Source organism: Pandoraea soli, from assembly GCF_902459595.1.
Classification (GTDB): domain Bacteria; phylum Pseudomonadota; class Gammaproteobacteria; order Burkholderiales; family Burkholderiaceae; genus Pandoraea; species Pandoraea cepalis.
The window spans coordinates 40,462-52,597 of the sequence record NZ_CABPSG010000018.1 but is presented as its reverse complement, the minus strand read 5'-3'; the positions used below and the strand labels follow the sequence as shown (position 1 = coordinate 52,597).

The window sequence follows — 12,136 nt, the reverse complement described above, 5'->3', positions numbered from 1 at the left end:
GATGATAGTGCGGATACCCGTGTGAAAGTAGGTAATCGTCAGGCTCCCCCTAAAAACCCCTTGCTAACTCGTGTAGCGAGGGGTTTTTGCTTTTCCGCGGCGATAATGCCCAGCCCAGCTTCTCGCGACTGGCATCTGTTTGGCTATTGGGACGGAATTCGGTCCGGATCCCATGCTGCAAACTTGAATGCGGGCGTGACGGCGACGGTGCTGAGGGCGCTCCGCGGACGACGCAATTAGGCGGCCGTTGCCGACCGCCTGCGCTACTGAGCGTCGAACGGCAGCCGATATTGTGCAGGATCTTCGGGGCGGGGTTGACGGCGACGCAACAGCGCCGCGCTGAGCTTGCCGGGCGTGGCGTCCGGCGGTTCGGGCGGGCTGAGGCGAAACGCCGGGCGGCTCAGTGGCAGAACGGCCAGTAGTGCTGCCTTACCGCGTACCGATGTCGGGATGTTGTCTTCCACTGTGGCCGACTGAGCGCCGGTGACGTCGAATACGACGGTATCGCTCGCCTCACGCAAGGCGGCGAGGCGTCGGCCCAGTAGTCGGTAAATGTCAGGATCAAAGCCGGTCACGGCAGGCAATGTGTCGATGAAGGCGTCCAACGCGTCACGCGACGTCACAGTTCCAAGATACTGCCAGCGGTCGATCACGTGGTAGTCGACCTCCGAGGTATCGGCGCTGCGTTCTTCAACCGCAATAGGGCCTTCGTACGGCCACGTTTCCAACCGTAGCGTGCAGAGCGCTTGGCGAACCCGCTCGGTGTGCGCGGCGAGCGGCATATCGCCGACGCATACGCCATCGCAACGCTTGACCTGGTATCCGAAGCACGGCCGGCCGGCGCCCACGGTCTCCAACCCGAGCTGCGCACAGCACAGACGATGTTCGTCCGCCAGCGTGCGCAGCGCGCTCTGCGCACGCGTGCGCGACGAGAAGGTGCCGTACAAGGCCTCGGCGCCGGCAAAATCGACCGCCTTCGCACTGACGAGCGCCGGCGTGTCGGCATCCGGCGTGAGTTGCCAGCTATAGAGTTGCGAAGCGCGGCGCAGTTGACGGTTATGTACCGGCTGCAACTGCTTGACCAGTTGCGCCTCCAGCAGCAACGCGCCAAGCTCGCCCGCCGTGCGGCGGGCTTCCACGCGCCGGATCTCCTGGGAGATGCGCAGATCCTTGGCGACCTGATGATCGCTGGAGAAATGTGAGCGCACGCGTGCGCGGATGTCGACACTCTTGCCCACATAGAGCAGCGTGTCGCCTTCGCCATAGAACAGGTAGACGCCAGGGCGGTTCGGCAGGGCATCGATGGCTTCGTCCGGCAACTGCGGCGGCTGGCTCGAGCGCTTGGTGACGCGCTGCACCGCCTGCTCGATCAGATCGGGCGTGTAAATCGTGTGAAGCTTTTGCCAGAACTGCCAGAGCAGATCGGCGTCGGCGAGCGCGCGGTGACGGCCCAGCGGCGCGAGGCCGAAACGGGCGATCAGCGCATCCAGACCATGCCGTGCCGCCGAGGGAAACAGCAGACGCGACAGACGTACCGTGCACAAAACATCGGCCTGAAACGCGATGCCGGCACGCCGGAACTCATTCTTGAGAAAGCCGTAATCGAAGCGCGCATTGTGAGCGACAAACAGCTTGCCTTGCAGACGTTCCGCCAATCCGTGCGCCAGCGTCTCGAACGACGGCTGGCCGCGCACCATCTCGTTGGTGATCCCGGTCAACTGTTGGATGAACGGCGGAATCGGTTCGGCCGGATCGAGCAGGGTGCTCCACTGTTCCACGCCATGCGGGCCGACTTCGACAACGCCGATCTCGGTGATGCGGTCGCCGAGCGCATTGCCGCCCGTCGTCTCCAGATCGACGAAGACCATCGGTGCCGGCAGCGAGCGGGCGAGCGCGTCGGGATCCATCGCATCGCGGATCGCGGCGTCGTCGGCGTGCTCGATTGCGATGTCACGCATGTCATCGGCCTCGTTGCGCTTGCGCACTTCGGCCGCGCTCAGGCCGGGCACGCCGGCGCATGGGCGTGCGACGCGATCGGGCGGACGGATCGGTCAGACGGGAGCGGCGCCGCATCGTCGCCAGACAGGTCGTCACCGGCGAATACCGCGACGATGGCACGGAACACCGCCGGTGCCGGGGCATCCGGCCAGCGAAGATCGACGAGGCCATCGAGCGGCGGCAAAGCGCCGTCGCGACGCAAAGCCTCGTCGCCGGGCAGGCGCAGCAGCCGCGCCAGCGCCCACGCCTCATGCCGTGCATGCAGGCCAATATCCGCCTCTGCCTCGTCGGCAATGGCAAGGAGCGTGCGCCAGTCGAGCGTCAATGCCGCTGCCGCTTCGTTCGGATTGTTCGCTTCGTTCGATTCGTCAGGGGGTGTCGCAGCGGCGGCAGTGCGTGCCGACATGGCTTTCGCGGTGCCCGCGCGCTGTTGCGCGTAGCGCGCGGCAATCGCTCTCACGATGCCAGCAAGGTCACGTTCGGCAGCGCTCAGCGCCAGTTGATCCCAGTCGATGGTTTCCATAAGACATTCCTCGATTGGAGGACATGATACTGTATAAAACAACAGTGCGCGAGTGACGCGACCCAACCGACCCGACGGGGTCGCCGCCGCCGTCGCCGCATGTAATACTTTGCGCCATGTTCACCCTGCGGGAACCCGACCTCGATGTTGACCCTGTACACCTTTGGCCCGTCTTTCGGGCTGCCCGATGCCAGCCCGTTTGTCGTCAAGGCGGAGATGCTGCTCAAGCTCGCCGGACTGCCCTATCGGACGGATCGCGGTGGATTTCGCCGCGCACCCAAGGGCAAGCTTCCCTATATCGATGATGAAGGTGAGATCGTCGCGGACTCCACGTTGATCCGGTTGCACATCGAGCGTAAGTACGGGTTCGATTTCGATGCCGGTCTCACGCCCGAGCGACGCGGCGCCGCGTGGATGTTCGAGAAGGCGCTGGAAGATCATTTCTATTGGCACGTCGTGCAGGCGCGCTGGGGCGACGACGGCAACTTCGCCAAGGGACCGGCCTCGTTCTTCAAGTCGATTCCCTGGCCGGTGCGCCCACTTGCGCAAGCGGTCATCCGTCGCAAGATTCGCGGCACGCTGCACGCGCAGGGCACCGGCCGCTATACGCCGCAGGAGCAAACGCAACTGCTCAAGCGCGGCGCACAGGCGGCGGCCGAATTGCTCGGCGACAAACCCTACTTTTTCGGCGATGCGCCGTGCGGCGCCGATGCTACGGCTTTCGGGTTCATCGGTAGCGCCGCGTCGCCGCATTTCCGCATGGCGCTGCGCGACGAAATCGCAAACCATCCGAATCTGATGGCCTATGTCGCGCGCATGCAGCGCGAGTTCTTTCGCGACGCGGGCGAAGGCTCGAGCGCTTGAGGCGTCACGTCCGATAGGCAAATCGGCAAATCCGCGATTTCACGACGTCACAACGCCGCGAATTGACATCGACGCTGAAGGCCCACGGGCCCACGGGCCGACGGGCCGACGGGCCGACGCCGGACCGAATCAGCCCGCCTCGGAGGCTGTCTCGTCGCTCGGCAGCACGTCGGAGAGCACGAGGTTGCGCCCGGAAATCTTCGCGGCGTACAGTGCGCGGTCGGCGCGCATGCACAGCGCCTCGAGGCTTTCATTCTCGTGCCACGTCGCCACGCCGCCACTGAGCGTGTATTGACACACGCCGAACGGACCGGCTACCAGATGTCGGCTCGCCTGGCTGCGCAGGCGCTCGGCAATGCGGATTGCGCCGGGCGTATCCGTGCCCGGCAGCAGCACGGCAAATTCTTCTCCGCCCAGTCGCCCGAAGACATCGCCTTCGCGCAGGATATCGCGCACGAGCTTCACGAATTCGCGAAGCACCGTGTCGCCGCCCGCATGGCCGTGCGTATCGTTGATCTGCTTGAAATGATCGAGATCGATGACCACGATCGAGAGGGGCCAACTGCGGGCCACCGCCCGTGCCATCTCCTGACGCGCGAGGAGGTCGAAGTGTTTGCGAGACAACGCGCCGGTCAGATAGTCGCGGTTCGCGGCCTCTTCGGCGGTGGCGAGCATGGCGTCGTGAATCATCATGACCGCGCCCATCGTCATGGCGGGCATGACAATCGTGCCGATGGTGAGCATCACCGCGTTGAACATCGTGGGTGCGAACACTTCGGGCCCGGGGGCCGGTGTCCAGCCGAAGACCACGCCGCGCACGGCATGCCCGATGGCGAACGCCGCCGCGAGGCCCGTGGTCAGCCAATAGTTGTAAGGATGTCGGCGAGGGGGAATATGTCGAGCAATGAGCACGGCCGTGGCCAGCAGCCACGCCGCGTGAAACGCCGAGACGACGACCACGCGCGCCTGTGGGTCGTCGGTGCCGTAACGCCAGAACACGATGGCGGCAGCGAGCACGCCGAGCGATGCACCCAATGCCGGCCAATGCGGCGACCGACCGAGGAAGCGAGCGCAGCCCGCGAAGTAAAGCAGCAGACTGCCCGCGAGGGTGACGTTGGCGACGGCAATCGACAGGAAGTCGGGAACGACCCCGCGCAGGGCAAACAGCGGCAGGGCGATGAGCACCGCGACGTTGGCGAAGCACCACTCGCGAACGCCCGCCACGCGCGAGCGTAGAAGAGACCCCATGATCAGCAACATCATGAAGCTGAGCAGTGAGGTGATCGCGAGCAAAGACGTCGTCAACATGGCGATGACCAGCGGGGGGAAGCGGACATGTGTTGTGCATTGTAATGTACGCCGCTACGCGCGTTACATGCCCAACACGCCAGTAGAATGGTCGGATTCGTCTTTTTTGTATCAAGGAGTTTGCGTCAATGCCGACGACCCGATCCTATCCGTCACATCGCGCCCCTCGCTTTCGCCGGCTCCCCATGCTGGCGCTGACCGTCGTGGCCATTGCCGGTCTTGCCGCGCGCCCGGCGCAGGCGCAGCAAGAGCCGCTGCAGCGACGCGCGGCCCAGCCGCCGCTTTTCTCCAGCCCAGCCAGCAGCGCAAGCGCACCGGCGGCCGATGTCAATCGCGACGTGCGTCCCGCGCTCGAGGCCGCCAATCTTTGGCTGGGACTCACGGACATCAACCGTGGAAAGCAGAGTTGGGAGCAGGCCGCCCCGGTGTTCCAGCGCGCGATCACGGCCGACGACTGGGCGCAGCGTTTGCAAGCCGCGCGCGAGCCGCTGGGCCGGGTGAAGTCGCGCAAAACCGCGGATGCGGTGTTTACGCGCACCCTGCCCGGGCAGCCGGACGGCGAGTATGTGGTGATTCAGTACAACACGGTCTTCGAGCACAAGGCCGAGGCCCATGAGATGGTGACGATGGTCTTCGGCCTCGACAGCCGTTGGCGGGTCGCGGGCTACCTGGTGCGCTGAGGCTGCGCTGGCGGGGCCGCCGGCGGCTGGCCGACGATATCCCCGTCGCGAGCCGTACCGGGTTCTTGCCGGCGGCCGACGAGCAAGGCGCGCTCGCCACGCCGAACACCAGCAGCAAAGGGAATCACGGTGTTCTCCTTGCTGCAACGAACGGTAACGTGACGAGCCCGACGAGGTAGCGCGCGGTGGCCGACGTCGGGTTGTGGAAGCCAATCGGTTGATCGAGCCGCATGGCGAGACAATCGCCGCTATCGAGCCGCCACGCGATGTTGTTCAATGTGATCTCGATCGCGCCATCGATCACCCAGATCTGCTGCCAGACTTCGTTCTCTCGCGTGCCGGCCTCATAGGCGACGCGCTCGCCCGGCGGGAAGCGGACTTCAACAAGTTGTAACGGCGACGGCTGCGCCGGCGAAAGGTTGCGTCGCACGTAGCCCGAGTCCGGATCCGTCCAGACCGGCTGGTCGGCACGGCGTGCGAGCGGCGATGGCAGCGTGTCTTCCCGCGCTCGGTCATCGAACAACGAAGCGAGCGTAACGTCGAGCGCGGTGGCAAGCTTGTCGAGCACGTTGGCCGTCGGGCTGGTCTGCGCCCGCTCGATGAGCGAGATGCTCGAGCGGCTCACGCCGCTGCGCTCCGCCAGCGTATCCAGCGAATAGCCGCGCTCGCTGCGCAGATCGCGCACTCGGCGGGCGATACGTTCGTTGATGTCCATAACTTCCATTTTACTGGAAATTAATTTCCAGTAAAATGGATGGCATTGTTCACGCCGTCATCCACGGCTTCTTGTTTGCGGGACCCCTCAAATGACTTCCTCGCTCATCGTGCGCGACGCCACCGACGCCGACCTCCCGGCTATTCGCGACATCTATAACGACGCTGTCGAGCACACGACGGCGATCTGGAACGAGGTGCTCGTCGACGTGGACAACCGGCGCGAGTGGCTGGCGGCACGCGTGGCGCGCGGGTATCCCGTGATCGTTGCCGAGCGCGACGGCAAGGTCGCGGGATACGCGTCGTTTGGCGACTGGCGCGCGTTCGACGGCTATCGTCACACGGTCGAGCACTCCATTTACGTTGACAAGAACGCGCGCGGCGGCGGCGTCGGCGAGACGCTCATGCGTGCGCTCATCGACCGTGCGCGCGCCATCGGCATTCACGTGATGATCGCAAGTATCGAAGCGCAGAACGCACCGTCGATTCGGCTGCACGAAAAGCTAGGCTTCCTTACGGTCGGCACGTTCAGTGAAGTCGGCACGAAGTTCGGTCGCTGGCTCGATCTCACGTGCATGGAATTGCGTATTGACGTCACGCGCTGAAACGCGCGCCGCACGCTCCGCTCTATGCCGCTATGTCTGAAAAGATATAGCGGCATTTCTCATTGGGCATAGGCAACATCACCCTCTTCGAATAGCGACCGCCCGCGCCCGCTGCACGGTGTGCATTGGTCAACGGCACATGCGCATGCTCTCGCGGTGCGTCATGGCCAACCTTGTCATTCCTGGACTCGGCGTGTAGCCTTGCTACGTCCGGTGTCACTCATGAAGCGTCTTCCCGCCGAACGTCACGAGCGCATCACGGCAGGTGAATGTCACGCATCGTGACCATGCTTCGTGGGTCGAGTCGGCAAGTGTCCGATGTCTCGCCCCTGTGATCGTCGCGGTGCCGTTTTGTGCGCATTGGTGTCTGCGCGAGCTTGGTGATCGTGATACATCCCCCCAAAACAAGACGGACGGAACGCTTATGCCGCGCCTGCCAAGAAAGCACGCTCCCCCTGCGGTTGTGTCGAGCGACGACGCTCGTCACGATACCGCCGCCGAATCTCCCGCGTCTTCCCGAAGCGCTCAGCGTCCCGATGCCTCCCCCGGTGTCGCGGTGACGCGTCGCGGATTTCTCAAGGCGTCGGTGATCGCGGGTATCGCCGTGTATATCGCCCCGTTGGGCAGCCGGGCGTTCGCCGCGCTGTTCGAAGACAAGAACCTCACGCCGGTCGCGTGGGACGCCGTCAAGGGACAAGCGAAGTTCCGTATCGACGGCACGGCCAAAGTGACCGGGGAAAAGATCTTCGCGCGCGACGTGCGCTCGCGCGACATGCCGGGCTGGCCCGTGCAGCAAGCCCATGCCTTCGTGCTGCGCGCGACGCATGCCGACCGCGCGTATCTTGGTTTCGATCTCTCGCGTCTGGACGATGGCCTGCAACCCGATCGCGTGGTCACGGCCGACGATCTCGTGCGCGACGGGATCGCGTTCCCCGCGTTCTATGGCGACGACATGTTGCTGCCGGCCGGCAAGACGCCGGCTTATCTCGGCCACGCCGTCGCGATCTTGATCTATCGCGACTTCACGCGCTTTCGCTTCGCCAAGGACAAGCTCAAGTTCCATGACGAGATCATTCGCTACGGCGACGTGACGGGCCCGCTCGAGCGCGATCCGTGGGGCAGCTTCCGCTTCGTGCGCGTGGGCGGCAAGACGGCGTATGACGATGACGTCTACTCGAGTCTGAAGGACGCGCCGATCTTCCCGAGCATGATGCGCAAGCATCTGCCCGTGTGGCCGGACGGCAACGACCACGGCAAGCTCGACGAGCAAGGCATGGCCTACGCGGCCAAGATCGGCGAATCGCTCTCGCACCCGCCGGCGAACTGGCTGGTGATGTCGCGCGAGTACCGCACGCAGTCGATCGACACGGCGGCGCTCGAACCCGATAACGCCAACTGCTGGTACGACGCCGCCACGCAGACGCTGCACATGGTGGTGCCCACCCAATCGCCGTCGGAAGTCGCGGAGAACGCGGCAGCCATGGCGGCCAAGGGCCACTTCCCGGTCAAGCGCCTGATCGTCTATCCGTGCTACACGGTGGGCTACGGATCGAAGGATCACTACAACATGCCGTTTTACGGCCTGGCCGCCGCGATGTACGGCGACGGCCTGCCGGTGCGCCTGGCCAATGACCGCTACGAGCAGTTCCAGACCTCGCTCAAGCGTCACGCGTTCACGTTGCGTTATCGCCTCGGCGTCGACAAGGAGAGCGGACTGCTCCAGGCGTTCGCGGCCGACATGGAATGCAACGGCGGCGGGCGGATGAATTTCTCGCCATCGGTGGCGATGGTCGGGGCGACGGCAGCGCAGTCGATCTACTACATCCCGCAAAGCGATCTGGCGAGCGTGGCAATTGCGTCGCGGGCCATTGATGCCGGTTCGGCGCGCGGTTACGGCACGTTGCAGTCGATGGCCGCCACGGAAATGATGATCGACGAGATGGCGGCGCAGCTTGGCGTCGATGCCATCGAGTTCCGTCTCAAGAACGCGCTGCGCTCGGGCATGAAGAACACGCAAGGGGCGATTCCGGCGGGCGCGGTGCGCGTGGACGAGGTGCTCGCTCGCGCGAAACGGCATCCGTTGTGGACGCAGCGCGAAAAGAAAAAAGCGGAGTTCGAGGCGACGCATCCGGGACGCCGTTACGGGGTCGGATTCGCCTGCGTGCAAAAGGACTTCGGCACCGGTGCCGAGACCTCGTTCGCGCGTGTCGAGATCGACGAGATGGGCAAGATTTCGTTGCATCACACGGCCGTGGAGATCGGCACCGGCACGTCGACGTCGCAGGCGGTTGCCGTGGCGAAATGGCTTGGCATGCCGGCCACGGAGGTGCATGTCGCGATCACGGACTGGCCGGAGTTGCCGGTCGTGACGAGCGGCGATCCGTATCTGATGTCGCAGGCCGATCAGGACAAGCTCGCTGCCAATCCGCGTTGGTCGCCGGGATACGCCTCGCCGTCGAGCGCGACGAATTCCGCCTACTACTTCACGCACAGCACGCGAGAAGCGGCGCGGTTGCTCTTCATGCACGGATTGTGGCCGGCGGCGCTGTCGATCTGGCGTCGCGGCCTCGGCGGCGGCCAGGCCGCACCGCTCGTGGTGCGTGCGGAAGACGCACGCTGGGTCGACGGCAAGCTCACGGCCGCCGGGCTCGAAGCGCTGCCGTTACCCATGCTCGCGAAGACGGCGCACGAACTGGGCCTGGTGACCGGAGCGACGGTGCACGTCTTCAATCGTTGGCAGTGGGCCGAAGCGGACTGGGATCTGGGCAACGGCGCGATGCAGCGACTGCCCGTCGATGGTATTGCATTGCGCTTCGGAAAGGGCGGGGCCACGCCGTCGACCGCCACTGCGTCGACGTCGGCCACCGGCTATCGCACCCTCGATCGCAAGCGCGTGTACTACCCGCCGGTGCAGCGTAACAACGCAGCGGTGACTTACTACAGCGCCGTCGGCACGCTCGTGGCGCTGTCGGTGCACGAGGCAACCGGCAAGGTCGAACTGCTCACCCATCATTCCATCGTCGAATGCGGCAACCAGATTTCGCCGCAGCTCGTCTCGGGCCAGTTGCAGGGCGGTCTCGCGATGGGGATCGGCCATGCGCTGCACGAGTATCTGCCGCTTTATGAAGACGGCCCGGGCAATGGCACATGGAACTTCAACCGGTATCACCTGCCGCGTGCGGTCGACGTCGCCGTGTGGACGCAAACCGGTGAGGTATTGCCACCGATCTCCGACACCGACGTTCCGAAAGGTATCGCGGAAGTGGTGATGATTCCCGTGGTCGGTGCGATTGTGAACGGTCTCGCGCATGCGATTGGCCATCGATTTACGGCGTTGCCGGTGACACCGGAGACGATCCAGGAGGTACTGGCATGACGGACGCTTCGAGCACACCGCAGGCCGCGTCGGACGTCACGGCGTCGACGGGCGCGGGACAACCGATGAGCGCGGCGAGTGCGGCAGCGGCACCGCTTACGGCGAGTGCGGCGGCAGCCTCGGCAGCCCCGGCAAACGGCAAAGCACCGTGGGAGACGTTGCCCGTCACCGTGAAGGTGAACGGTGTGTCGCATGGCCCGATGGACGTGCCGGCCGGTTTGATGATGATCGACTGGCTGCACGAGACCCTGGGCCTGACCGGCTCGCGCCTGGGCTGCGGGCAGGGCATCTGCCACGCCTGCGTGGTGATCGTCGATCACGCCGACGGCAGTAGCGAAACCGTACGCACTTGTATCACCGGGACGAATTATTTCGACGGCAAGACGGTGCGCACGGTGGAAGGCCACGCGGTGCGCGATGCCGACGGCAAGCTCACGCTCGCACCGATCCAGCAGGCGTTTCTCGATCACTTCAGTTTCCAGTGCGGCTACTGCACGCCCGGCTTTGTGAATGCTGCAACGGTGTTGATCGAACGTCTGAAGCGCCACCCGGTCGCGCGTGCCGATCTCGAAGCGGCGATCACCGAGGGACTCAATGACCATATCTGTCGGTGCACGGGATATGTGCGCTATTACGCGGCCGTGCGCGACGTCTTGCTCAAGACGCCCGGCTGCATTAGGGATGCGAAATGAGGGGAGACGCCATGCGCCTGAATCGAGCCACCCGCTGGCGTGCGCGCGCGGCGTGTCTTGTCGCGTTGCTGCTCGTCGCCGCCTGCAACGACTCGACAGTGCCCAAGCCACCCAAGCCCGCCCAGCCGCCAATGCCCAAGACGACGGCGGCGCCCGCGCTCGTGACGAACGGGATGGCCGCGGATGCCCCAAGTCCCTCGGCATCGGCAGCCGGCGGTGGGGCGGCGGCATCGCCCGATCAGATCGCTCGCGGCCAATATCTGGCGCGAGCGGCCGATTGCGCCGCCTGCCACACGAGCGCGAACGGCGCGCCGTTTGCGGGCGGCGTGCCGCTCAAGTCGCCGTATGGCACGTTCTACGGCACCAATATCACGCCGGACAAGACGAACGGCATCGGCGGCTGGACCGCCGCCGACTTCTACCGCGCGCTGCATGACGGGATGGCCCCGGACAAGGCCCTGTATCCGGCCATGCCGTACACGTCCTATCGTCAGATGACCCGCGCGGACAGCGACGCCATCTACGCCTACCTGATGTCGGTGAAGCCGGCCGCCATACCCAACCGAAAGCATGATCTCTCGTTCCCCTACAACGTGCGCTCGAGCATGCACGTGTGGGACTGGATGTTCCTGAAGGACGCACTGCCCGACGCCTCGAAGGGACAGTCCGCCGACTGGCTGCGTGGACGCTATCTCGCGAACGCCCTGGGACACTGTGCCGAATGCCACACGCCGCGCGGCACGTTCGGTCAGCTCGACAGCGCGAAGCCGCTCGGCGGGGCGGCGCTCGCCCGGATTGCTGCGCCCGATCTGACGCCCGACGCCCTGGCGGCACGGGGCTGGACGGTGAAGGATCTGCAATCGTTCTTCGGCACGGGAATCGCCCCGCAAGGGTCGGCATTCGGCGAGATGTATCCGGTGGTGCATCTGAGCACGCAATATCTCACGCCCGACGATCTGCGCTCGGTCTCGACGTACTTGCTGGGTGACTCGCCCCCCGCGCCGACCCCACTCCCGGAGCGTCCTGACGCGAGCCAGTTGAAGGCGGGCCGCAACCTTTATCTCGCCGTGTGTGCGGGCTGCCATGCGGCGGACGGCACCGGCAAGCCGCATGTGGCGGTGGCGATGCTGGGCAATTCGACGGTGCGTCAGAAGGATCCACGCAATCTGATCGTCGCGATTCTCGACGGCATCGAGCCGCAGCGGTTCCCGGGGCTGGAGGCGATGCAGGACATGCCGGGCTTCGCACGCCAGTTCACCGACGCGCAGATTGCCGAACTGAGCAATTACCTGCGTGTGGCCTACGGCGCTCAGGCGGGCGATGTGAATTCGGCGATCGTCAAGGCACTGCGCCAGAAGTGATCCGACGGACTGCCA

The 12,136-nt window shown here is 65.0% G+C and carries 10 protein-coding genes; 6 read left to right on the top strand and 4 right to left on the bottom strand.

All coding sequences use genetic code 11. The features are described 5' to 3' along the window. Positions 1-263: 263 nt before the first annotated feature. Positions 264-1,958: an exonuclease domain-containing protein gene (locus PSO31014_RS20570; protein ID WP_246176923.1), complete on the bottom strand. Its 1,695-nt coding sequence runs from the start codon at positions 1,956-1,958 to the stop codon at positions 264-266. 38 nt (positions 1,959-1,996) lie between these two features. Next, on the bottom strand, positions 1,997-2,521 hold the full coding sequence (locus tag PSO31014_RS20565) for a DUF2471 family protein (protein ID WP_150553310.1): 525 nt from the start codon (positions 2,519-2,521) through the stop codon (positions 1,997-1,999). 144 nt (positions 2,522-2,665) lie between these two features. On the opposite strand from PSO31014_RS20565, the gene PSO31014_RS20560 reads away from it, so the two are divergent. Beyond that, positions 2,666-3,385, top strand: a complete 720-nt coding sequence (locus PSO31014_RS20560; protein ID WP_150553309.1) for a glutathione S-transferase C-terminal domain-containing protein — start codon at positions 2,666-2,668, stop codon at positions 3,383-3,385. A 129-nt stretch (positions 3,386-3,514) separates the two neighbouring features. Here the strand turns inward: PSO31014_RS20560 and PSO31014_RS20555 are convergent, their stop codons facing one another. Beyond that, the gene (locus PSO31014_RS20555; RefSeq protein WP_150553308.1) at positions 3,515-4,693 is read right to left on the bottom strand and encodes a GGDEF domain-containing protein; all 1,179 of its coding nucleotides are present in this window, start codon (positions 4,691-4,693) and stop codon (positions 3,515-3,517) included. Positions 4,694-4,821: 128 nt separating this feature from the next. On the opposite strand from PSO31014_RS20555, the gene PSO31014_RS20550 reads away from it, so the two are divergent. Beyond that, complete coding sequence (locus PSO31014_RS20550; RefSeq protein ID WP_150553307.1) at positions 4,822-5,373, top strand: DUF4019 domain-containing protein; 552 nt, start codon at positions 4,822-4,824, stop codon at positions 5,371-5,373. Positions 5,374-5,497: 124 nt separating this feature from the next. Here PSO31014_RS20550 and PSO31014_RS20545 read toward each other — a convergent pair whose 3' ends face one another. Then, positions 5,498-6,088, bottom strand: a complete 591-nt coding sequence (locus PSO31014_RS20545) for a helix-turn-helix domain-containing protein (protein ID WP_150553306.1) — start codon at positions 6,086-6,088, stop codon at positions 5,498-5,500. Positions 6,089-6,179: 91 nt separating this feature from the next. Here PSO31014_RS20545 and PSO31014_RS20540 point away from each other — a divergent pair, with 91 nt between their 5' ends. From PSO31014_RS20540 to PSO31014_RS20525, 4 genes are all read left to right on the top strand, one after another. Next, complete coding sequence (locus tag PSO31014_RS20540) at positions 6,180-6,692, top strand: GNAT family N-acetyltransferase (protein WP_150553305.1); 513 nt, start codon at positions 6,180-6,182, stop codon at positions 6,690-6,692. A 424-nt stretch (positions 6,693-7,116) separates the two neighbouring features. Continuing rightward, a complete protein-coding gene (locus tag PSO31014_RS20535; protein ID WP_246176922.1) occupies positions 7,117-10,068 on the top strand; it encodes a xanthine dehydrogenase family protein molybdopterin-binding subunit in 2,952 nt (983 codons plus the stop codon). Continuing rightward, positions 10,065-10,760, top strand: a complete 696-nt coding sequence (locus tag PSO31014_RS20530) for a (2Fe-2S)-binding protein (RefSeq protein WP_150553304.1) — start codon at positions 10,065-10,067, stop codon at positions 10,758-10,760. The genes PSO31014_RS20535 and PSO31014_RS20530 overlap by 4 nt, the downstream gene beginning before the upstream one ends. 131 nt (positions 10,761-10,891) lie before the next feature. Further along, complete coding sequence (locus PSO31014_RS20525; RefSeq protein ID WP_150553316.1) at positions 10,892-12,121, top strand: cytochrome c; 1,230 nt, start codon at positions 10,892-10,894, stop codon at positions 12,119-12,121. Positions 12,122-12,136 lie beyond the last annotated feature (15 nt).